This window comes from Vibrio splendidus, from assembly GCF_002873455.1.
In the GTDB taxonomy this organism is placed as follows: domain Bacteria; phylum Pseudomonadota; class Gammaproteobacteria; order Enterobacterales; family Vibrionaceae; genus Vibrio; species Vibrio splendidus_J.
Window position 1 is genome coordinate 78,404 of the sequence record NZ_MCUN01000018.1, and the last position, 23,704, is coordinate 102,107.

At 42.2% G+C, this 23,704-nt stretch carries 20 protein-coding genes and 1 pseudogene; 18 read left to right on the top strand and 3 right to left on the bottom strand.

Features of this window, described 5'->3' with window-relative positions:
• Nucleotides 1–30 precede the first annotated feature (30 nt).
• The 6 genes from BCU75_RS15720 (at nt 31) to BCU75_RS15745 (ending at nt 5,024) form a co-directional block, all read left to right on the top strand.
• Nucleotides 31–732 (top strand): tetratricopeptide repeat protein, encoded by a 702-nt coding sequence (locus tag BCU75_RS15720; RefSeq protein ID WP_102474400.1) that lies wholly within the window; start codon nt 31–33, stop codon nt 730–732.
• Nucleotides 719–1,201, top strand: a complete 483-nt coding sequence (locus BCU75_RS15725) for a TadE family protein (protein ID WP_099166926.1) — start codon at nt 719–721, stop codon at nt 1,199–1,201. The genes BCU75_RS15720 and BCU75_RS15725 overlap by 14 nt, the downstream gene beginning before the upstream one ends.
• On the top strand, nt 1,191–1,748 hold the full coding sequence (tadF, locus tag BCU75_RS15730) for a tight adherence pilus pseudopilin TadF (protein ID WP_102474401.1): 558 nt from the start codon (nt 1,191–1,193) through the stop codon (nt 1,746–1,748). Before BCU75_RS15725 ends, tadF begins: the two co-directional genes overlap by 11 nt.
• 10 nt (nt 1,749–1,758) lie before the next feature.
• On the top strand, nt 1,759–3,315 hold the full coding sequence (locus tag BCU75_RS15735) for a TadE/TadG family type IV pilus assembly protein (protein WP_102474449.1): 1,557 nt from the start codon (nt 1,759–1,761) through the stop codon (nt 3,313–3,315).
• A gap of 8 nt (nt 3,316–3,323) precedes the next feature.
• Nucleotides 3,324–3,953 carry an OmpA family protein gene (locus tag BCU75_RS15740; protein WP_102474402.1) on the top strand — a complete coding sequence of 210 codons (630 nt, stop codon included), beginning with the start codon at nt 3,324–3,326 and terminating at the stop codon, nt 3,951–3,953.
• 129 nt (nt 3,954–4,082) lie between these two features.
• A complete protein-coding gene (locus BCU75_RS15745; protein ID WP_102474403.1) occupies nt 4,083–5,024 on the top strand; it encodes a sensor domain-containing diguanylate cyclase in 942 nt (313 codons plus the stop codon).
• Between the two features lie 68 nt (nt 5,025–5,092).
• Here BCU75_RS15745 and BCU75_RS15750 read toward each other — a convergent pair whose 3' ends face one another.
• Complete coding sequence (locus BCU75_RS15750; protein WP_102474404.1) at nt 5,093–6,352, bottom strand: adenylosuccinate synthase; 1,260 nt, start codon at nt 6,350–6,352, stop codon at nt 5,093–5,095.
• Nucleotides 6,353–6,535: 183 nt separating this feature from the next.
• Between BCU75_RS15750 and BCU75_RS15755 the strand changes: the two genes are divergently transcribed.
• The 8 genes and pseudogenes from BCU75_RS15755 to BCU75_RS15790 all read left to right on the top strand — a co-directional run bounded on the left by BCU75_RS15755 (nt 6,536) and on the right by BCU75_RS15790 (nt 14,980).
• Nucleotides 6,536–7,441: a LysR family transcriptional regulator gene (locus BCU75_RS15755; protein WP_102474405.1), complete on the top strand. Its 906-nt coding sequence runs from the start codon at nt 6,536–6,538 to the stop codon at nt 7,439–7,441.
• A 33-nt stretch (nt 7,442–7,474) separates the two neighbouring features.
• A pseudogene (locus BCU75_RS15760) lies at nt 7,475–7,573 on the top strand (MarR family winged helix-turn-helix transcriptional regulator); the annotation flags it as partial.
• 620 nt (nt 7,574–8,193) lie between these two features.
• Nucleotides 8,194–9,918: a methyl-accepting chemotaxis protein gene (locus BCU75_RS15765; RefSeq protein ID WP_102474450.1), complete on the top strand. Its 1,725-nt coding sequence runs from the start codon at nt 8,194–8,196 to the stop codon at nt 9,916–9,918.
• Between the two features lie 241 nt (nt 9,919–10,159).
• The gene (locus BCU75_RS15770) at nt 10,160–11,293 is read left to right on the top strand and encodes a glycosyltransferase (RefSeq protein ID WP_198593428.1); all 1,134 of its coding nucleotides are present in this window, start codon (nt 10,160–10,162) and stop codon (nt 11,291–11,293) included.
• Nucleotides 11,286–12,236, top strand: coding sequence for a glycosyltransferase family 2 protein (locus tag BCU75_RS15775; RefSeq protein ID WP_102474407.1), 951 nt, complete (start codon nt 11,286–11,288; stop codon nt 12,234–12,236). The genes BCU75_RS15770 and BCU75_RS15775 overlap by 8 nt, the downstream gene beginning before the upstream one ends.
• A complete protein-coding gene (locus BCU75_RS15780; RefSeq protein WP_076678708.1) occupies nt 12,223–12,594 on the top strand; it encodes a GtrA family protein in 372 nt (123 codons plus the stop codon). The genes BCU75_RS15775 and BCU75_RS15780 overlap by 14 nt, the downstream gene beginning before the upstream one ends.
• A 108-nt stretch (nt 12,595–12,702) precedes the next feature.
• A complete protein-coding gene (locus tag BCU75_RS15785) occupies nt 12,703–13,338 on the top strand; it encodes a class I SAM-dependent methyltransferase (protein ID WP_277868919.1) in 636 nt (211 codons plus the stop codon).
• Between the two features lie 97 nt (nt 13,339–13,435).
• Nucleotides 13,436–14,980, top strand: coding sequence for a glycosyltransferase family 39 protein (locus BCU75_RS15790; protein WP_241905387.1), 1,545 nt, complete (start codon nt 13,436–13,438; stop codon nt 14,978–14,980).
• Between the two features lie 132 nt (nt 14,981–15,112).
• Here the strand turns inward: BCU75_RS15790 and BCU75_RS15795 are convergent, their stop codons facing one another.
• Nucleotides 15,113–15,352 (bottom strand): PAS factor family protein, encoded by a 240-nt coding sequence (locus BCU75_RS15795; protein ID WP_102474410.1) that lies wholly within the window; start codon nt 15,350–15,352, stop codon nt 15,113–15,115.
• Nucleotides 15,353–15,612: 260 nt separating this feature from the next.
• On the opposite strand from BCU75_RS15795, the gene BCU75_RS15800 reads away from it, so the two are divergent.
• The 4 genes from BCU75_RS15800 (at nt 15,613) to BCU75_RS15815 (ending at nt 22,670) form a co-directional block, all read left to right on the top strand.
• Complete coding sequence (locus BCU75_RS15800) at nt 15,613–16,611, top strand: acetyltransferase (RefSeq protein WP_102474411.1); 999 nt, start codon at nt 15,613–15,615, stop codon at nt 16,609–16,611.
• Between the two features lie 486 nt (nt 16,612–17,097).
• Nucleotides 17,098–19,287 carry an immunoglobulin-like domain-containing protein gene (locus tag BCU75_RS15805; RefSeq protein WP_102474412.1) on the top strand — a complete coding sequence of 730 codons (2,190 nt, stop codon included), beginning with the start codon at nt 17,098–17,100 and terminating at the stop codon, nt 19,285–19,287.
• 235 nt (nt 19,288–19,522) lie between these two features.
• Nucleotides 19,523–20,452 carry a LysR family transcriptional regulator gene (locus BCU75_RS15810; RefSeq protein ID WP_102474413.1) on the top strand — a complete coding sequence of 310 codons (930 nt, stop codon included), beginning with the start codon at nt 19,523–19,525 and terminating at the stop codon, nt 20,450–20,452.
• A 172-nt stretch (nt 20,453–20,624) separates the two neighbouring features.
• Entirely contained in the window at nt 20,625–22,670 is a 2,046-nt protein-coding gene (locus BCU75_RS15815; RefSeq protein WP_102474414.1) for a TonB-dependent receptor domain-containing protein, read from the top strand.
• A 131-nt stretch (nt 22,671–22,801) separates the two neighbouring features.
• On the opposite strand, the gene BCU75_RS15820 is transcribed toward BCU75_RS15815, so the two are convergent.
• Nucleotides 22,802–23,557, bottom strand: coding sequence for a class I SAM-dependent DNA methyltransferase (locus BCU75_RS15820; protein WP_102474415.1), 756 nt, complete (start codon nt 23,555–23,557; stop codon nt 22,802–22,804).
• Between the last annotated feature and the right edge of the window lie 147 nt (nt 23,558–23,704).

Here is a 23,704-nt window from a genome sequence, read left to right on the forward strand (position 1 = left end):
GGAAAACGTTTTTGTCTGATTTTGTTGTCGATGAGTGTGTTAGCGGGCTGTCAATCGGCCCCTTCAGCACAAGACCTACAGCTTGGCGACGTGACTAGTATGGAAAAAGTGAAGAACTATGACGGCTTGATTAGTTATTACAAATCCGAGCTAGAGCAGGGCTCTGAAGATCCAGAGGTAAAAGAGAAACTGGCATGGGCATATTTTCGTAAAGGAGATATCGAGTCGGCAGACTTCTATGTTCAACATTTGCAAAAGGAGGGGTTTGAAAATCCCAACTTGTACCAGTTAGAAGGGCAAGTGTTTGATGCAAGAAATGACGTTGAAAGTGCCATTGCTGCTTATATGGAGTCAGTAGATGCGGGGAATACCACAGGTCAAATTCACGTTTTACTCGGCGTCTCATACACCAAAGTTGGAAGATTTAATGAAGCTTACCAAGAACTGAATCGTGCCCGTTTACGCGGTTATGATGATGTCGTGGTTAAGAACAACATTGCGATGATTCAAATGGCCAATGGCGAGTACCAACAAGCGATCGAAACGTTAGCCCCGGTTTTAAAAGAAGACCCTGCGAATAAGATAGTTAAAGCGAACCTAGCTATCGCACTAATGAAAACCCAGCAAATCGACTCGGCCAAAAAGTTACTTAAAGGCGACTTCTCAGCGGAAGAGATCCAGAGCATTGCCGCTGAATTAACTCAGCTAGGAGTTAACGATGAAGCGTCTTAATAAGCAGAAGGGCGTGACAGCGATTGAGTTTGTGTTGGGTGCGCTTGTTCTGTTTTTCGCCACCTTTGCGATCTTCGAATCGAGTTACCAGATCTACGTTGTGAACATGACCGAGTATTCGCTGAGAGAAACCATCAGAAATACCAAGATATATGAAGGCGAAGGGATCAACGAGCAATACGAAAATAAGTTCAAATCGTTAATCGAAGATGATGACAATTTATGGAGCTTCTTAATTGATAGCTCAAGGTTCTCTATCGCAGGTCAGTACTTCAAAACCTATGACGATTTCGTCGCGAACAGGGGACACTCTGATCAAGGGTTGAACTTCAATTACGACTTAGCCGAGATCACCGTGACCTACCGCTATACCCCAGTCATTAAATTGGCTGGTGCTGCGGATAGGGATATTTCAAGCACTATGGTTTTGAACTTAGAACACGAGGGGTGGGATAATGATGCGCCGTAAACAACGTGTGTCTTACGCGATTCGCCAGCAAGGTTCATTCACCGTTGAATTGCTGTTCATCCTTGTGGCGTTGTGGGGTGTTTATCTGTTTGGCGCAGACTTGAGTCATCAGCTACTCGTGCGCGCCAAGCTCGATCGATCCAGTTTTGCTTTAGTTAATGTGCTCAAAGAGCGTACTCGTTACTTTGATGCCGACGTGTTGGCAGGACAAAACCTACCCGTAACTAATTCAGAGTTAGAAGACATGGCTAAAGTGGCAAGTCGAATGCTCAATACACCAGTTGATAACGTGGCGATCAAGATAGAGTCATTGACCAATAAAACGAATGTCGCTGAATTCTCAACCCGCAAGTACAGAAACTTAAATTGCCAAACCGATTCGATTTTCGAGCATGCGGATTTAGCTCCGGTAGAAAAGGGCGTTGTGTATCCATTGTACCGAATCAGCCTTTGTGAGGAGCAAAGTTCTTGGTTTAAACCCTTCTTCAACAGTGGCACCAGTACCACGGTTAAGATTGGATCTTCTTCAATAATGCCTGGGAGATAATGAAATGAAAATGCAGCACGATCGTCATATCAATCGCCAGCATCTCAGTCTCCAAAGACAGCAAGGGGTTGCCGCGGTGTGGATGGGCTTATTGCTTGTTCCAATTATGGGCATGACCTTTTGGGCGGTTGAAGGCACACGTTATGTTCAAGAGACTAGCCGATTACGAGATTCAGCAGAGGCGGCAGCCATAGCGGTGACGATTGAAGATCAACCGGATCAGGCTCGTGGGTTAGCGACCAAGTATGTCGAAAACTATGTTCGAGACATCAAATCAACCAACCTTTCTGCAGACCGAGTTCACCAAGCGGAAGACGAGGGCACTGGGGTTCTGGAATACATCCAATACACAGTGAATGCCAAGACGACACATGACTCTTGGTTCGCGAGTAGCTTTATCCCTTCGTTTGATCAGCAGCAAGACTTAGCGGGACGTTCGTTAGCTCGGAAGTACCCTGTTTATCTTGGTGATAACAATATCGATATTGCTTTTGTGTCGGACTTTTCTGGTTCAATGAACGACAGATGGGGTTCGAGTCGACACATAAAAATCGATGATCTAAAGACTGCTATCGATGAAATATCCAGCAAAATCCTTTGCACTTCAATTAAACAGGACTATGTCGATGGAGAGTGGAAATACGTTTGTGACGAACCGGGAGAAGATACAACCGGAGACAAGTTGCTTAACCGAGTTGGTTTTGTGCCTTTTAACGTTCGAACGAGGGAGATCGTCTCGGGCAATAAAGCTAATGCGACCAGCCAGCTGAGCTACAAAGATAACTATAAAACGAACGTATCACCTTATTCCTACAACGATGTTAACTGGGATTACTGGCGTACGTATTCGCAAAATGAGGTGATCAACTGTGCGAATTGGCAATCATATTGTCCCAATCCAAAAGCGGACAATCGACGGTACGCGAAACGCATTCAGGATGTGATCTATCAAGATAATTACTTGGTTGCAGATGTCTACAACTACGTTGATTTATCGACATCAGTGTCGACGATGTTTACGGATAAGTCGGGGTTACAGCCTGATTTCTATGGTGTGAGTGGAACAAAGCTATTTAACGCGCACGGTTCTTCCAATTCATCGCAGTTTTCCAACATTCGTCTATCGAATAAGCTCTCAGATTTGGATCCGATTAACTCGATGTGGGCAGACGGCGGCACTGCGGCTTTTCAAGGTATTTTGAGGGGTTCTCAGGTGCTTCATGACGGTGACCCGAACAGTTCCGATCAAGAAGAACAGCAAGTCTATAACAAGAAAATTAAGATGCTGCTGATTTTAAGTGACGGGCAGGAAAGTCCGAACAACGGCATCCTCAAAGGGTTAGTCGATAGAGGCATGTGTGACAAAGCAAGAGAGGAAATACCAGGCTTATACATAGGTGTCATCGGAATTGATTTTCGAGCATCTCAGCAAAGTGGTTTTCAAGACTGCGTTGTCGACCCAAATGAAGACATTATCGATGTATCTAACCTAGATGAATTGATTGAAAAGATAGAAGAACTCATCCGTAAAGGCTCAAAAACAAGCGGAATAACTAAGTTGTACTAGAGGAAAATATGAAAAAGTTAATGATCAGTCCAATCGTCATATCGACATTGCAATTTAGTCTTATCGCTCATGCAGAAGAAGGTATCAGCACTTATTGCGACACCGCGTTCAGTGAATATCAACACAGTGTCACGGTTGATGATGTCGTTGGCATTGCACAACACAGACAGGGCTTTTTACAAATAGAACAGCCGTCTGACAGCAGTGAGCTAAAGCAAGCGTTAGCAGGTCAATCCAATCTAGGTATGAACCAATCAGGATGCAAGACTTGGATCAGTAACCAAGATCGTCAAGGGTTACTAGCACGTCTTCATTTTGGTTTTGACCAACACAATTTATCGCCGATGGGCAGCAAAGCTCTGAGCCAACTTGCAGACGAGTTAAAGACTAACGGCATTGCGATTACGGTGGATGGACACACTGATAGCACTGGCGAAACAGGCTATAACCAAGCATTGGGGCTTCAAAGAGCGCTGACGACGTCGGACGGTTTAATCGCGGATGGTGTCGAGAAAAGTCGCCTTGTGATTCGTTCGTTTGGTGAAAGTAAGCCTATTGCCTCCAACGCAACGTCAGAGGGTAGAGCCAAGAATCGACGCTCCGAGATTTGGGCTTCTGAAACGATAGCGTTGAATTAGAAAATTAGGATGAGGGGTTGGTTGTTGCTTGGCAATAGCCACCCTAAATTATCGTTTTTAGAATTTTGTTACAACGGACTCTAATGAATATTCAATCAAGTTTAACTGTCTGACACTAAAGAAATATTAATGCTTTTTGATAAAATCTCTTGTGAAGGGATGGAAAAAAATATCGATATAGATACTTGGGTATCTATATTGGATAACATACGAGACATAAGGGATGCATCTAATGCAGGCATCATTATGATCTCTGATTTGAGTTGCTCTGGTTCTGAAAGTGTTTGGAGTTCCTCGAATATATCTTGCAATCAACATAAGAGCCGAATTAGCTTCTTTTGTGAGTATGTGCATAACGAAAATCGCACGGTCTATTTGAGTGGTCACGCTGGTGGAGAATCCGTTTCTGTAAAGGGAGCAGATGCTTATAAGTCTTTTTGCGGCGTCCCGGTAAGAGATATTGATGGCGAAGTGTTTGCGGTGCTTTTGGTGTTTGATTTGAGCCCGACAACGTATACGCAAAGCCAAGTTAACTTGATTGAAAACATTTCAACCTTGCTGCGTTCCGAAGTCCTATTAAAAGAAGAGAGTCGGATTTTATACAAAAATAGTCATTTTGATATCATGACTACGCTGCTAAATAGAAGGGGCTTTTTCCACGAATTCAACAAAGCAAACATCAGCGATGGAGAGATCGTTTGTTTGTATTTCGACTTGGATAATTTGAAGTACATCAATGATACCTATGGTCACTTCAAAGGCGATGACTATATCTCTGGCTTCGCGTCATGCATTAAAAACAATTCAAAGTACAACATCATATCGGCTAGGGTCGGTGGTGATGAGTTCATCGTCGTCATACATTCGGAAGAGGCTGGCTACGCTTCTGAGTTGGTCAATAAAATTCACGCTGAATTCGATGATTTCATTGAAGGCTTTCGCTGTGATGATGAGGTGCCACTCGGTTTTTCATATGGTTGTGGTACGGCGGATTCCCGAAGTTACAACATCATAAATCTAATAAAGTCGTCCGATGAAAACATGTATCTCAACAAGAAGAACAAGATTTAGATATTGGTGACAGCTGTAAAAAAGCCCACTGGATGTGGGCTTAGATGTAGATGTAGTAGCTTTCTAAATTAGCCTCGAATGATCATTTGCTCGCGCTCTGGACCAACCGATACCATTACAATTGGCACGCCCATCAACTCTTCGATGCGAGTAACGTAATCTTGTGCGGCTTGAGGAAGGCTCTCAAACGTGCGGCAGCCAGTGATGTCTTCGTCCCAACCTGCCATATCTTCATATACCGGCTTTAGATCAGCCGTTTGTGGCCAAATCGGGTTCTCAGTGTGTTCACCTGAGTAAGCCGTACAAATCTTAAGTTCAGATAAACCAGACAGGCAATCGATCTTAGTCAGTGCTATTTCCGTTGCAGCTTGTAGGTCAACACCATTGCGAGTTGCTACCGCATCAAAGTACCCCATATCACGTGGGCGACCTGTAGTTGCACCATATTCGTTAGAGCTTTCGCGGAAGCTGTCTTGCTCTTCCATTGCTGTAACGAGGGTGCCAGTACCAACAGACGAGCTGAACGATTTAGCAACGGCAATTACACGCTCAGGGCGAAGGGCAGGTAAGCCACTACCGATACCCGCGTAAGCTGCGGTTACATTAGAAGACGTCGTCCAAGGGTATTCACCGTAAACAAGGTCACGGCCTGCACCAAGTTGAGCTTCAAACAGTAGGTTCGCGTCTTGTGATTGCAGTGCTTTAAGCGGCTCAGTGACGTTGCAAATGAACGGGCGCCAAGCTTTAGTTACTTCAAGTAGCCATTCTGTCATTTCAGAAGCAGTCTGAGAGAAGTCACATTGAGGGTATAGCGCTTTAAGCTGAGGCATTTTCCAATCAAGCAGGAATTGAATACGTTGCTCTAAAATTTCAGGTTGATTCAACCAACCGACAAGAATACCTTTCTTCATAACGCGATCGCCGTATGCTGGTGCAATACCTTGACGTGTTGAACCGTAAGCGCCGTCACCCAAACGCTCTTCTTCAAGGGTATCTTCAAGGGCGTGTAAAGGAAGACACAGTGTCGCACGATCTGAGATCGCCATTTTCACTTTGATGCCAGCCTCTTGAACTTCTGCAATCTCTTGAGTTAACGCAGCAGGGCTGATCACCATGCCAGGGCCAAGAACCGCCGTACAATCAGGATTAAAAATACCACTAGGTAGTTGGTGCAGTTTGAATGTACCGAAGTCATTTACCACAGTATGACCTGCATTGTTTCCACCTTGAAAACGAATGCTAGCAGAAGCTTGGTCTGCTAAAAAATCGACGATGCGGCCTTTGCCTTCATCACCCCAGTTTGCGCCCACAACAACGATAGATGGCATAATTTTTCTCCTAACTGATTGAGAAATCATGTTAGGCCCACAAAGTGGATAAGAGAAATTAATTATCTTTATTATCTTGATAAGTATTTCATATATCCTTAAAGTCTTAACCTACAAGCGAGATTCCCTAATATGTTCGTTCTTCACTGTAGGGAATGATGTAAGGAACACAGGACAGGTATAATGCTCGATATTAATTTGTTGAAGACGTTTGTGACACTTGCTGAGTACAAGCATTTTGGGAAAGCGGCCAATGCACTTCATATGACACAACCGAATGTGAGTTTACACTTAAAGCAATTAGAGCAAACTACGCGGATCAAACTGATAGAGCGAAGTCCGTTTCAACTGACTCAAGCAGGCGAAAGGCTCTTAGAGACAAGTCAAAGAACGTTACTCGAACTGCAGATTTGTCAGGCCGATCTCAATGCCATTAACGATCTCAAAATAGGGACGTTAACCATCGCTGTGAGTGACATCATTTCCCGATTCTTGCTGATTCGTCCTTTCCAAAAGTTCAAAGCGCAGTATCCCGGTATTGACCTTACCTTGTTGAATACCACCTCATCTCAGGCATCGAGTTTAGTTAAGAACGCTCAGGCGGATCTTGGTTTTGTTATAGCCAAAGAACAGCACAACGAGTCATTGTATTTCACTAAGCTGCAGGAGCTTTCTTGGTGTGCGCTAGGCGATGGCCTCGACATGCAAGACTCTGATAGCAAGACAGAAAACGAGGCTAAAGACGACGATGTAGATACAGAACTCACCTTGATTCTGCTTGGCCACGATACGAGAACCCGCGACTTCATTGATGAAGGTTTGCCAAGCTTAAACTTACCGAATTACAGGGTAATGGAAGTAGGGAGTGTTGACGCTCAAATCGATTGGGCAGAAGCGGGGTTTGGAGTAGCTATCATTCCTGAGTTTGCAATATCCACTAAGCAACATCTGCATTCGAAAGTGACACCGTTGATGAACTTTTCTAGTACCAGTCTTGGTTATATTGTTCGGCAGAACCAAGTCTTGTCGAAAGCGACCAAGCAACTGTTAGGTTGGGTTAATGATGAGATTACTCTGTTACAACACTAAGACCGCGGAGTGAAGAGGGTGTAAAGATACCCCCTCCACTGGAATTTGGTTAATGGACTAACACAAGGCATCGAAGAAGATGAGAAAGCGGTGTTATTGAAGTGCCTAACCAAGATGGTGAAAGCGTTTTAGTCAGCCTTAAGTTCGCACCCTAAATTTTGAACTGCAAAGCGATTGACTAGAAAATCCCAAAATGGGCCAGACTCGAATAGAGTGGGGCCATTTTTTGTAACCCAACTTATACTTGACCTTCAATGTACCAATAGTTGGATATGCCGTTTAAAAGTTCTAGTCAAACTTCCAATATTGCGCTCCATTTATGCTCTTATGGCGAGCCAAAAAAATGTCATCATAAATATTGTAGTCAAGAGGCAGTCAAAGCCTTTTAATTCAAAGCCTTGTGTATCATAGCGTTCAAGCCATTTACACCCTGTCAAATAGCCGTCTCTCACTTTTATCAATCAACTAATGTACATGTATTCAATTTGTGTTATTGATGCTTTTATCTTTAGTGAGAAGATTCATTCTCTGTTTGAATACCATTGAGAATGTCACTGCTAGTGGGCCGAACAGTCCCTAGATTTAGTGCTCATTACTGATACAAAAACATAACAATAACCAGATCGCACGAGTTGTATATCCATGATTCGATGGGATCAATTAGATACTCATAGTTAATTTAGTAAAGACGAGCCACGTATATGAATATAAAGAAAAAGCTCTATTCGCTGGGGATGTTCTCCATCTTCGGCATGATTTCATTGTTGTTTACCACATCACAATTTGCAGACACCACTGCTCAAATGAGCGAAGCCAAACAAATCACTAAAGAACTTGAAGTTCGACTACTCAACCTTCGCCGTAACGAAAAGGATTTCTTATTACGTAGTGATATGAAATACCTCGACAAGTTTGATACAAACTACAACAAGTTTTTAGCGTCTGAATCTGAGCTCAATGCTGTGCTTAATGAGTTAGGTTTAGCGAACAGTACACATTTGCGTCAAGATATCGAAACGTACTACACAAGCTTTGTTAACTTGGTAAAAGCCAGTGAAGTCTATGGGTTAGCACGAGACAAAGGTTTACTGGGGCAGTTTTATTCAGTACTCGATAACATAAGCGCTAGCGCCAGTGCCGAACAAAAAATCGAGCTGTACTTGTTTAATGACCTGATTGAAAAGGGCGAGTTCGACTCAAGTGTTCTGTCTATTACTTCTAACGCGGGAAGCTCAACTGCTTTGATAGACGCAGCTCGTCAAGTGGTTGAACAGAAAAGAGTGATTGGCTTGAAGCATAACGAAGGTCTACTTGGGCAGGCTCGTTCGGGTTCTCACGCTATCGAGACTCAATTTAAAGAGTTCTCAACCGTATTAGACCAAGAAACCCAGCAAGAGATGGACAAACTATCGCTGATCAACAACATTCTTTGCGTCACGTTACTTGTGTCGATCATTCTGTTCAGCTGGTTAATTGTCCGCTCTATTATCGGCAAGATTGAGTCATTGCTCTCGGTGATTCGTAATATCGTTGATTCTAACGATGTGTCAATTCGTTCACACATTGATGGCAAAGATGAGCTCAGCACACTAGGCCAATATTTCAACCAGTTGCTTGACCAACTGGAAGGCTTAATCGCGGCGTCTCAATCTAAGTCACTGCAACTGACACAAAGTACGTCGAACATGCATGATGAGCTTGAATCGGTCATCAAACAGTTTGAAGTGCAAGCTGACCACACTTCGACTATGACTACTTCAGTGCAAGAGATGGTACTCACAATCGGTGAAATCTCAGAAAGTACATCGGTTGCAGCTGAGGGCGTTCATCAAGCCAAAGTGAATGCCGATAAAGGCCGTGAAGTGGTGGTTGATACGATCAGCAACATTACTCAGTTGTCTGAACGCCTATCAAGCAGCCAAGATTCGATCAGCTCGCTGAACCATCATGTGGATCAAATCGGTGATGCAGTAAACATCATCCAAGGCATAGCAGAACAAACCAACTTATTGGCATTGAACGCAGCGATTGAAGCAGCGCGAGCAGGTGAACAAGGCCGTGGCTTCGCGGTTGTTGCTGATGAAGTACGTGCATTGGCAAGCCGAACGCATCAATCTACCACTGAAATCACCAGCGTTGTGACGGCAATTCAAAGCCAAATGAACGCTTCGATGACCGAGATTGGTGAATGTAACCAACAAGGCCAACTGACTCTGAAAGATTCGGAAGAGCTCGATGCTAGCCTGCAGCTTATTTTAAGCGATATGGAAAGCATCCAAGGCAACTCAGAGCGTATTGCATCAGCGATTGAGGAGCAGGGTGCTGTAATGGCGCAAGTCAGCGACTCAATCACTGAGTTGAACACTATCTCGAACGACAATAACGCTTCGGCGCAGCATTGTTTAGTTGAAGTGGATAAGGTTGCAGAACAAGCCCACGATATGGATAAAGCAGTGGCACAGTTTAAGACTTCGTAAACATTCAGAGAAAACTAAACCAAAGGCGCGGATTATCCGCGCCTTTTTTGTGTCTTCAGATTAAGAATTTGCTTTTTGCAAACCATTGCTGAATGAATGTCATCGCTACTTTTTAACTTGCTATGTTTTCTTATTCAGAGCGTTAGGTCTATATTTTTAAGTAATAACAATTAGCACAATAGTGGAGTCTAGGTTGGTTATCTTAGCAATTGCGAGGTTCAAGGTAGATCAAAAGGAAGCGATGAGTAAGAATTTCGTGAATCTTTCAGAATCTTTGTGCGAGAGTGGTAACGATATTATCGCCGTTACGCCATCTGGTTTTGTTACGCACCTTCCTATTGAGCAATTTACTTTTCGTCAAAAGAGTCGATATGAATCTTTGGTAGAAGGGGCTAGTAACCTAATACGTCTTTGTAAGCTTTTAAACCAACTTCTCGCAACGAGGACACACGTGAATCTGAATATTCATATCGCGACGCCCATTGAGTTGCTACTTGTGTTTTTGTTTTTGGATTCGAAGTATAGAGTGAATACCACGATTTCAATTTGGCAGTCTTACTTAAGTTATAAAGAATTTAAGGATAACTATCAGTTTTTCATTAAAAATTGGACCGATTATGCACACTTACTTGTCTTTAATTCATTCATTTCTGCACTTATTTATGCGCGACTATTACGATTTTTCCATCAAGTATGTGTACATAATGAGTATCAGAAAAATCAACTGATTAGATGTTCAAGCTTCCCAGTAACTTATATTCCTGTAGGCGTTTTTTCCGAACGTTTCTCTAAAGATGAAACACAACCACACAATGAAAAATTGGAGTTGTTGTACATAGGTCATGCAAAACCATCAAAAGGGGTGGATGTACTAATTGATATAGTCAAAAAGGTGAGGGAACGAAATCATGTCGATTTTCAACTTACACTCTGCTTGAGTGGCTTTGGAGATAGCGATCGTATAGAAAGAATTGTGTTCGAACATAGGCTTGAGCAATACGTTAAATTTAAAACGAATATCGATATTGTAAAAGAGATGACAAGTGCAGATTTGTTCATTCTTCCATTAAGAACTTGTGTCGGAACCAGTTTAACTCCAAATCTGATTATCGAAGCTATATCTTGTGGCCTTCCAATTGCGGTGCCTGAATTTGAGCAACTCGAAGAGGTGATTAAGTTTGGTTTCAACGCAGTAAAATTAGATCTTCAAGATTTAAATAGTTGTGCAAAAACGATAGAAGGTGTTGTTGAATGTAATCAATTACCACATCTTTCCCATTGTCAAACAGCCCAGTTCGAACAGAGCCATACGTTAGAGCACTTTGTCGCTGGATATGCTCGTGCATTGAGATTAGATGGGAGAAGTCATGGATAAGATTAGCTTTATTGCCCCATGCTTCAATGAAGAATCTGTCATTGAAGAGTACTACATAAGACTGTGTGAAATAGCTGATACTTACATCGAATATGAATTCGAGTTTGTCGTGGTAAATGATGCGAGTGAAGACGGCAGTGCTGTGTTATTGGATAATCTTGCTACTAGGGATATTAGGCTAGTTATTATTCACTTAGCTGCGAATGTTGGACAACAAACTGCGTTATTCGCGGGGATCGAAGCTGCTAAAGGTGACATCAACATAACCATTGATATTGACTTACAAGATCCTCCCGAACTTATTAAGTTATTCATTCAAAAGATCGAAGAGGGCTTTGAAGTTATTCATGCTCAGCGTTTGTCTCGAGCTGAAGAAACTGCGTTTAAGAGGCTTAGTGCTAAGTTGTTTTATCGCTTTCTATCCATTACGTCCTCTGTACGTTTGATTGATGATTGCGGAGATTTTCGGGCCTTCACCAAACCGGTGAGGCAAGCCGTATCTATGTACCGAGAAAAGCATAAGTATTTGAGAGGCATATTCGCTATTGTCGGTTTTAATCAGACAATAGTGCAGTATGAGAGAGAGGCTAGGCACTCTGGTGAAAGTAAATACTCGTTAGCCAAAATGATAGCTCTAGCGTCAGATGCCGTGCTTAACTTTTCTCGTTTCCCTATCCAGTTAATGTTTGTAGTTTCGACGCTGATGTGGTCCTTAGGTCTAATTTACTTAAGCAAGGCGTTAATAAGTAAATTTCTTTTCGAAACGACAATTGATGGTTGGACATCTATTATCTTTTTTCAGGTTTTCTTTTCTGGAATCTTACTCTTTTTCGTTGCACTCATTGGAGCATATGTTGGTCGAATATTTGAACAAGGTCAGGAAAGACCGGACTACGTTGTTCGATACACCAAAAATGTAAAACATAACGATGACAATACTTAAATTCGGCTCTATTGGAGTTATGAATACGGTGCTGAGTTATCTTATTTTTCTTGTTATTATTCGGCTAAATGTACATTATTTAACTGCAAGCGGACTGTCTTTTATAATCGGCACCTTGTTTAGCTATACCGTAAACTCTAGATATACATTTTATGTTCAAAGAAATATTTGGGACTTTACAAAGTTTTTGTCTGTCACTATAGCATCGCTCTCGTTTGGCCTATTACTACTTTATATATTGAAAAGTAAGTTAGGTATTCCTGTGCTAATTGCGCAAATGTTTGTAGTCATCGTTCGCTTTCCGTTCGTTTACTTACTTATGAAGTTCGTAGTTTTCGGACTTAAACGTTCGTCTTGATGAGTCAGGTAGGAGGAGTGAATTATTCAAACTAATAAACAGAAAAAGCAAAAATTCTACAGCGATTCTAAGACTGTTGAGCAGTATGAGAAGCTTAGATTCTCAAATATAGGGGGGCAGTTTGTTCACGAATTAGAAGAGCAGACATTTGCTAAACTTCTTGAAAACCCAACGCAACCCGGAAACATCTTGGATATCCCTTGCGGGACCGGTCGAATGTTTCCAATGCTTAAGGAATTAAGTTTTGAGAATATCTATGGCGGAGATTACTCTGATGAAATGCTAACACAGTGTCAATCAAACGGGCATTCTGATTTAATAAATATATCCAAACGAGATATTTACGATACGAAGTTTAAACCGCATAAATTTCATGCCATTTTATCCAGTCGCTTTTTGTTCCACTGTGATGACCAACCCCGTTTATTTATAGAGTTTAAGCGATTAATAAAACCAAACGGCTATCTAATTTTTGATACGCTTAATTGGTCCCCTCGTAGTAGGCTTTCATTTTACTCAAAACAATTAGGGGGGGATATTTTCGCAAATGATCATAAAAGTATAATTACGCTTGCGAATCAATATGGATTTACAGTAGTAAAATCACAGAATATCTTTATATTTCCTAGCTTCTTATATAACTTTATACCAAGTTTTTTAATGAGTTTTGTACGTAGGTTGGAGTTGGTTTGGCCTAGTGTTTTGAAAACTAAGACAGTTTGGTTACTACAAAAAAATGATTGAACGACGAGTACAAAGGTTAATCAATGTTGGACTCATTCTTTGTTTTATTATGTATATTTTCATCGCGTTTAATTCAGTTTTGATTAATGATGACTATATGGCTTTGTACACTATGTGGTTGTTGAGTGATGGAAAGGAAGCAGGTGTTGACTTCAATGTTGACAGCTATACATTATTATTCGATTTGTTAGCACCGCTTTACTACATTGTTGGGGAGAGGATAGAAATAGTATATTTCTATCGTATACTCTTTATTTTCTTAATGCTAATTGCTTCTAATCAAATTTACTTACTTATACGGATCTTTTTTAATAGGTCAGTAGCGCTTATTACCTTGATTTTCATCCTAACAACGACTGCAATGTTTATGAGAGGGCTAGACTTGAGGCCTGACTTGCTAATACTCGTTCTATGGCTTCAGATATTGGTTGTTATATACGTTAAGAAAGACAAATCAGGAAAAAAAATGTTCTTGATTGGATTGTTGTGTAGTTGTGCCTTACTTTTTAAATTCAAAGCAATATTAATTGGTGTCGTAATTGGTATTTATTTATTAGGTGGCATTAGTCAACCACATTTTGTTAAGAAAACAGTGCTAAAAGTTATGAATTTCGTTAGTGGTAGCTTCGTTTGTATAATGTTGTTCTACTTTTTTGGAAGTGAAGCAACATTTAATCTATTTTTAGATACAACCCAGGATTTATTACTTTATTCAGTTAATCATACTTCAGAAAATGTTTCATTGCGTATTAAGGTCTTAGGTCGTTATTTTATTCAAGACACTGTGTTTTGGCTGTTAAGTGTGTCAGGATTCTTTATCGCATGTCTCCAATTTAAGAAGTGGGACTATCAGCAACAGTCGTGTCTACTCGCGATGTCATTTTTGTTGTTACTGACGATATTGGCCAACCCACATTATCATGCATATAACCTTGTGACACTATATCCACTAATGGGATTTTTCTGTGCATTCTCCATCAATTTATTGTCATCAAGCAGAAAGATATCGAGAGAGACTAAAATTAGATTATCAATCATCGTTATCTCAATCTCAGTTATCAAAGGCGCTATAATTCATTATTATCGAGACAATCAACACCAAATAGCATTACATCAGTTTATTAAAAACAATACGCTATATGTAGACTCTGTTTTTGCATATGAAGGCGTTGGGTTATTTCGACCGTCAACCTACCACTGGAGAACTTCAGCGATCAAAATTAATAATTACTGGGAAGGTAGATACAATGTGTGGCAAGAGATTTTATCAGAAAAACCTATTCTCGTTTTAGAGAGTTATCGAATTCCAAATTGGTTATTACAAGAAGATCGTGTTTCTCTCTACGCTCATTATGTTGAGATTGCACCTCATGTGCTTGCATTAGGATTTTCTAACGGTTCAAATATTGAGGGAAATATACTTCGAGAAGGACTGTATAAGGTCGTAAATTCAGAGGGGAAAACATGTCTACTCGATAAAGACCGGTATTATTCTGGGGAAAGTTTATGGCTGAAAACTGGTCCGCATATTCTTTCTACAGAAATTGGGATTTGCACGATACAGTGGAATTTTACCAAAGGCGCGTTGGAGGAACTGAAGCGCAGCAATAGCCGGAGTAAGCCATATTTGTATAGCCCTTAGCTTATTTTAGTCAATTGACCTCCCAACATTGAGTATGAAACATGGCGAAACGATGAATTTGGGAAAAACTAAAAAACGGCCCTATCTGGGGGAAGATAAGGGCCGCTATGTTACGTTTTAAAAAGGGGGGAATTACTTGTCTCGGCCTTCCAGCACATCAAGTGCCAGTTCAACCGCTTTATCAATATTGTCGCATCCCGCTAACTTACCTGAACTGATAGGACCAAGCACATTAGCGTATAACGAGAGCTGCTTATTAAATGGCAGGCTCAACTGCTCATATAAACGCTGGCGAATCTCGGCATGTTGCTCAGGAGCGTGAGCAGCAAGGCTTTTCAAAGTGTCATAAACAAGAGTGGTGGTAGTGTTCATTCGTCTCTTTATCATTAAGTGGGAGGCGTCTATTTTATAACCTTTATAGGTACTTTTACTGTGATATAAGTCATACAATATTATTAATGTTTTTGCGACTTATCAATCGAATGAGAATAAGGCATTCCAAAATAGACTTAAGTATCTGTGAAATAAAGCTAAAATGGACGACAGATTATCGAAGAAACGAACGTATTAGTGTGAGCCATGCCATTGGTTTGTTTCAGGTAAACGGTTAAATCTTGCGGAAAAGGAACAACATGCACTACGACGTATTCAATGGAGATGCAGACGGCATCATCGCTTTACTGCAACTGCGCTTAAACGAGCCGAAAGAAAGTGTACTGATCACTGGTGTAAAACGTGATATTAAGTTGGTCTCTCAAGTTGTTACTCAAATTATGGAGTCGGGTAAGCAAGGTGACATTCCTTCCGTTACCGTTTTAGATGTGTCGATGGAGAAAAACTTGCCTGCATTGCACTCACTGCTAGACGACAACATCAATGTATTTTATTGCGATCATCATCGAACTGGTGAGGTACCTGACTCTAGTTATTTGGATACTCTGATTGATACCGCGCCAGAGAGCTGTACGAGCTTGCTGATTAACCAGAAACTGAATGGTGCGCATGTGGCTTGGGCAATCGCGGCTGCTTTTGGTGATAACCTAAAAACAGTGGCCACGCGGCTAGCGGATGAAAATGGATTCGATCAATCTCAAACAGAGTTTTTAGAAGAGCTAGGTACCTTGGTTAACTACAATGGTTACGGTTCTTCTCTAAGCGATTTGCATTTCACGCCAGTTGAGCTCTACCAAACCCTTTATCAATACCCGAACCCATTTGACCTTTTAGATGATAAAAACTCTGTGTTTTATCGACTACGATCTGCTTATCAAAATGACCGCCAGCAACTATCAAACCTTGCTCCTGTTTATGAAAGTGACGTCGCACGTGTGTTTGAACTGCCAGGTGAGACTTGGGCAAGGCGCATCAGTGGTGTATTTGGTAATGAAATCGTTAATCAAGATCCAAACCGAGCGCAAGCAGTATTAACGAAAAACCAAGATGGTGAGTCTTACACGGTGAGCTTACGGGCACCATTATCAAACAGAACGGGTGCAGACGAAATTTGCTCAAGCTTTGCAACAGGCGGAGGAAGAAAAGCTGCGGCTGGTATTAATCAACTTAATGAACTTGATAAGATGAATTTTATTTCATTATTAGATGTGTATTATTCATTCAGTATTGAGGGTTGACTGAAAAATATCCGGGAAAATATACATAATTCTTCGAATTTCCACTGCTATATTTACTTGTGCGTGTGTATCGCTAGCACATGTATGACGACTACATCTAGACTATTTAAGTGACATTACTCGCAATGCTATCTGGTCTTAGGTCAGTGGTTACGGTGTTTTCGGGCCGATTTTTGTCGATTTCAAGTTAGTTTTTCCCTATTGATGATTTTTTATATTTTCGGTTAATTATCTCTATGAATTAAGGTTGATTAAATATTTGCATGGTCAATGTGTCCGGCCGAAAATAACAGTTTTTAGCATTTCAATTTGAATGAAAAGTCAAAATCATATTGATTATGATATTCAATCTGTGACTTAAAATCACAAGTTAAATCAAAGGTCATCTTTTCCTATAAATTCCATTACTTCTCTATAAATATTCATGATTACAATGAATTGGTTCGGTTGTGATTGGCACAGCTGTTAAGTAAGGAAGTGGGACTAATGTTGAAACGTAAAGCTCTACAATTAGCTGTATCGGTCGGCATGGCCGCAATGTCTGGCGCTGTTTATGCGAATGGTTCAGATATGACGAATCCAGATTCTGGTGTCGTGGTCGGTTATTGGCACAACTGGTGTGACGGTGGCGGCTACCAAGGTGGTAATGCGCCATGCGTGACGCTGGATGAAGTAAACCCAATGTATAACATCGTGAATGTATCATTCATGAAGGTTTACGATGTGGCTGATGGTCGAATCCCAACTTTTAAACTGGACCCAACCGTTGGGTTATCAGAAGAACAATTTATTGACCAAATTGCCGAACTCAACAAGCAAGGCCGTTCTGTATTGATAGCGCTGGGCGGTGCTGATGCACACGTAGAACTTGAAGCGGGTGATGAAAGAGCCTTTGCCGATGAGATAATCCGCCTTACTGAGCATTACGGTTTCGATGGCCTAGATATCGACCTTGAACAAGCCGCGGTAACCGCAGCAAACAACCAAACCGTGATTCCTGATGCTCTTATGTTAGTGAAAGACCACTACCGTGCTGAAGGTAAAAACTTCCTTATTACTATGGCGCCTGAGTTCCCGTATCTAACGACAGGCGGTAAGTACGTTCCTTATATCGATAATCTAGAAGGTTATTACGACTGGATTAACCCACAGTTCTACAACCAAGGTGGCGACGGTATCTGGGTTGACGGTGTGGGCTGGATTGCTCAAAACAACGATGCATTAAAAGAAGAATTCATCTACTACATCTCTGATTCGCTTATCAACGGAACGCGTGGTTTCCACAAGATCCCTCATGACAAGCTGGTGTTTGGTATTCCTTCAAGTATCGATGCTGCAGCGACGGGCTTTGTGCAAGATCCTCAAGATTTATACGAAGCGTTCGAGACCTTAACAACTCAAGGCCAACCGCTGCGTGGTGTAATGACTTGGTCTATCAACTGGGACATGGGTACTAACAAAAACGGTCAACAATACAACGAGCAGTTTATTAAAGACTACGGCCCGTTTGTCCACGGTCAAGTGACGCCACCACCAGTCGAGGGTGAGCCAGTTCTAAAAGGTGTCGAAAATACGCGTGTTCTTCACGGCACAACGTTTGATCCTATGGAAGGCGTAACAGCAACCGATAAAGAAGACGGCGATCTAACATCTTCTGTCGATGTTGAAGGTTACGTTGAAACCAGTGTGATTGGCACTTACGTTCTAACTTACCGAGTGAAAGACAGCGATAACAACGAAACCACTAAAGCGAGAACGGTAGAGGTTTACAGCCAGAAGCCAGTATTTAATGGTGTGTCTGACACAACTGTCGTGTTGGGAACTGCATTTGATGCTATGTCAGGCGTAACGGCGAATGATGCTGAAGATGGCGACCTAACAAGTACCATCACACACACTGGCAGTGTTGATGTGAATGAAATCGGCAACTACACGCTTGTGTATAGCGTAACAGATAGCGCGAACCAAACTGTAACCGCTGCCCGCAAAGTGTCTGTGACGGATGGTTCTAACTGTGCTGCTGCATGGGATGCCGACACCGTTTATGTTGAAGGTGATCAAGTCTCTCACGACGGTTCAACGTGGGGAGCGGGTTGGTACACTCGCGGCGAAGAACCAGGAACAACAGGTGAGTGGGGCGTTTGGAGAAAAGTTTCAGACTCTTCATGTGGTGGTAACCCAGATCCGGGCGGTGACTTAGAGCTTTCAGTTTCAGGCCTTCAGTCAGAATATGCGCCAGATAACGGCAATGTTCGTTTAGACCTAACACTGACATCAAATGAAGCTTTAGATGTTAAGGCTATGGTGATCAACAGTGTAGGGACTGTGGTTGAGCAAACTCAGGTTAACTTAACGGACAGCCGCGCTATTACCATGGACTTATACGATGTAGCTGAAGGGCAATATGCACTTGAAGTGGTCGGCAAGGCATCCGATGGTGAAATGGTGATGGTAAACGATTCGTTTACTGTTAAAGACGGTGGCGGAACGACTCCACCTCCAGGTGATTACCCGCCATATGAAGCAGGTACGAACTACGCGGGAGGTGACATTGTGGTCGGCAGCGATAATGGTCTGTACGAATGTAAGCCTTGGCCATACACGGCTTGGTGTGCAAGCGCATCTTACGCACCAGCAGAAAGCCAATACTGGAAAGATGCTTGGACAAAGCTGTAGTCTACTTGGTAAGTTTTTAAAGGTAGATACACAGATATAAACAACAAAGAGAGGCCACAGAGCCTCTCTTTTTAATGGTCTTCCCTCTAATTTAGAGCTTCAAAACCCTTATCAGTCTAAAACTCAGTTTTGTATGTTGTTACAGATCAAAATAAGAGTGATTATCAATTGTATTAATAATATGGTAGATGCACTATGCGTAATCTGAATTTTCTCCGCTGTGAATATTTGCAAAATGAATCTTGCCCAAGTCGACCTAAACCTACTCGTTATTCTTAAACACCTTCTTGAAGAGAAGCACGTATCAAACACGGCGTTGGCGCTGGATATGAGCCAACCTACGGTGAGCCGATCTCTACAAAAACTTCGTACTGTGTTCAACGATGATTTGTTGGTGCGAGCTGCTTATGGCTATGAATTGACCCCGAAAGCAGAGGTCATCAAGCAAGACCTCAACTCTGTGCTTACGCGCCTTGAGAAACTGGTTCACGGAGACGTGTTTGAACCACAAACGAGTGATAGTACGGTTCGTTTTTTTGGTTTGGTTCCTCAGGTCTCACACCTTTTGCCAAAAGTAGTGGCGCAAATTCGAAAACAAGCACCGAACATGGTGGTCGATATCGACTCGATTCCTAAACGACACTTTGAGCCTCTGTTATCCGGTGATGCGCATTTTGTGCTGTCGACGCATGAGCCATTAAGTTCTGAACAAAACCTGTATCGAATGTTCGTAATCAGTCGCGATTATCGGTTATTAATGAGCGAAGGCCATCCTCTGGCGGACAAAGAGATCACCGTTGATGACTTGTTGAGTAGCCAACTTGGCCAAATCTCACTGCAAGGGGATAAGAAACTTTCTATTGAAAATCGCTTCAAAGATCTTGGTTTGATTGATAAGCAGCGCCAACTATCGATCCCAATTCAGTTGTCCAACTTCAATATTGCTGCGGATATTGCGGAGACGACCGACATTATCTTTCACTTGCCGACACCATTTGCCACACAAGCTGCCAATCAACGAGATTTAATTTGCAAACGCGTTCCCAAAGCGATCAGAAGCCCATCAGAAGATGTTTATCTCTATTGGCATAAACGTTTCCATAATGACCCTATGTGTCGTTGGGTTCGTGATTTATTTAAAGAGATATATACCCAATCCATCTAGGTGGTGAATGCTATTGAGGTCATGCTATTAAAATGAATATGTATTGGTTTTATTATTTGAAAGTTGAATAACGAGAATCAATTTTTGGTATGAAACTTTCGTTGATAAGAGTGGTAACTGGTTGTTTAATGCAAACCATTATCATTACCAATCACATATAAGAATGAATATCATGTCTGAGAGATCTCTTTTGATTCGCAAACCTCTTTTGGTTCGTAAACCCCTTTCGATCGCAGTCGCTGCTATTTGTACTTCACTTTCGGCTAACGTGTTAGCGCAAGAAGAACCGCAAGCTACAGATGAGCAAATGGTTGTTACGGCAACTCGTACTGAAATGGCACTAAAACAAGCGCCAGCTTCAATGTCGGTGATCACCGCTCAAGACATCGAAGACAGTCCTGGTATTACCTTGGCTGACATCGTTGCAGAATCAACCAGTGTCGAATCTGACTTTGATAGCACACGTGCTGGCCGTCAGATGATCTCTATTCGTGGTATGGATTCAGACTACACACTTATCATGGTGAATGGTCGTCGCCTTAGCTCGGCGAGTGCCATCATCCGTGGTAACGACTTCGACCTATCGACTATTCCTGCTGATTCAATTGAACGCGTTGAAATCATCCGTGGCCCAATGTCTGCACTTTACGGCTCCGATGGCATGGGTGGTACAATCAACATCATCACCAAGGCTCCTGAAAACGATTGGAGCTCTACGTTAAGCATGGACACTTCATCGCCGTTAGACGGTGATGGTGGAGAACAGTACTCGATGGGCTTCACTACCTCTGGTGCTCTAATTGAAGATGAATTGTTTGCACGCGTTTCTGTGAACCAAACTAGTCGTAATGCATGGCAACCATACTCTGGTACACACAGCTCCGGATACGATCGCTCAGATGTTACCGCTTTAGAAGAACGTGACACACTAAGCTTACTCGCAAGCCTGACTTGGAATGCGACAGACAACCAAACCATCGATTTCGATTTTGGTTACAGTGACGACGAACGTGAATCATCTGCAGAAAACGTATCGTCTGTTATTGAATCTGACACGCGAGTAGTGCGTCAGAGCCAAGCGATTACGCACAGTGGCTTTTGGATCTGGGGTGATACACAAGTTCGCTACTCACGTGAAAACGTGACAGATAATGATGCTGCGGATTCTGACACTAATTACAGCAGTGACGTTGAAGAGTTAACTCAGATAGTAGAAGCATCAGCGACGACTTATCTTGGTGAGAATCATACCGTAACGTTTGGTATGGACTACCAGTTAAGTGAATTAACCAACAAAGAAAATCTCGTTAATGGAACATCAGAAGCGTATCAAGGAGCGTTATTTGTTCAAGACCAATGGCTGATGACTGAGCAACTAACAGCAACCATCGGTGGTCGTTTAGATAAGCACGAATTGTACGGTGAAGAGTTCAGCCCGCGTGTGTATTTGGTGCACCAAACAACGAATGATCTGATAATTAAGGGTGGCGTGGGTAAAGCATTTAAAGCGCCAACTTTGACGCAAAATCAAGCGGATTACCAAGTTAATAGCTGTAAGGGAGCTTGTGACTTATATGGCAACGAAGATCTTAAGCCTGAAACAAGCTGGAACTATGAGATTGCCGCAATATACAGCCAACCTCGTTGGAATGTCGAAGGTGCCTTGTTCCGTAATGAAATTAACGACCTTATTGACCGTGACGAAACCTACTGCGAGAACGGCGGAATGTTTGAATCGGGTAAAGGGTGTGCCGATAGTTCTAGCTCAACTGGCTACGTGAAAGGCAAACGTACTTATACCAATGTGTCTGAGGCTGTGGTTCAAGGTGCTGAGCTTACTGGCCAATTCCAAATAACGGATGAATGGGGTGTATCTGGTAACTACACGTTCTTAGACACTGAAGATAAGTCTACCGGTGAAGAACTGCTTGAGCGTTACAAGCATTCAGGTTTAGTTAAACTGAACTGGAGCCCAACTTACGACCTGAACACGTTTATTAGTGCGCGTTACCGTGGTGAGCGCAATATCGAAACTGATTTAACTCAAGATGCATACACTACGCTAAATATTGGTGGGGTATACAACATTAATGATTCGGTTAGAGTGCGCGCAGGCATTACTAACTTGACGGACGAAGCGGTATCGCAAGAACTAGAGAGCATGGGCTATGTTGAAGAGCCACGTACTTACTACGTAGGTATGACTGCGGACTTCTAATACCGCTAGTTCAGTAACCGATAGCTTGATACAAAAGAACCCACACTAGCCGAGCCTCTATAAGGAGAGCGGCGAGTGTGGGTTCTTTTTTGATCTATAGGTTTGGCTTAACGCGTTGTGTATCTATTAATTTAGATTTTCACACATGTGATCAGCGCATTGCCAGACTGAGTATCCCAAGGTATCAGCTTATCGTAATCGTGCTCAAAAATATGAACCTCAAAGTAGGGCTTCAATATCTCAATGAGCTCCTTAAACGAGAATGCCACCATCGGGTGTTCATCATTCCAAACTTGTGTCTCACCGGATGTTGTCTTTTCGATACTGAGTTTTAACGCCTGCTTGTCACCCTTGCCAGAATAATACCAGCCTGAGCTGAACGTGAAATCATCTTGTTCAAGATTGGTGGTGTGACGAACAAAAAGATCATTGTTGATCTTGTCTTTATCCACCACATTAAAACAGAAAATCCCATCTGGTTTTAAAGCGCGATGTACGCTCTCAACACATTCTTTTAGCTTCTCGAAACCATCGTTGTAATGGATTGAGTATAAGAAGCAGGTGATCAAATCCAGAGGTTCTGCCACTTCAAAACTGCTCATGTTTTGCACCGAGAAATTGGCTTCGGGGCAGCGAACCTGAGCGATGTCTAGCATTGGCGCGTTGAGGTCGAGTCCATTACTTTGGTAACCAAAATCAATAAAGTGACGAACGTGTGGACCAGTGCCACAAGCTAAGTCGAGGTGAGTCTTTCCACCATTTCCGAAAATTTGATGTAGCCTACGTACGCAGTTGCTTTGCGCTTGATAGTCAATATCAACACACATTAAATCGTAGTAACCGGATAGATCGGTATAAAGTGCGTTGGAAGAAATAGTAGCTGACATATTGGCGGACATAAGTGCCTACAGCGTTAGCTGATAGAATTAAGGTGGCGCATCATATACCGAAATGTCGAAATCGCAATCAAATATTCGATTAAGTCATCTGCTTTGATTTTCCGGTGGCTGCACTTGAATTTTAAGTCTCTTCAC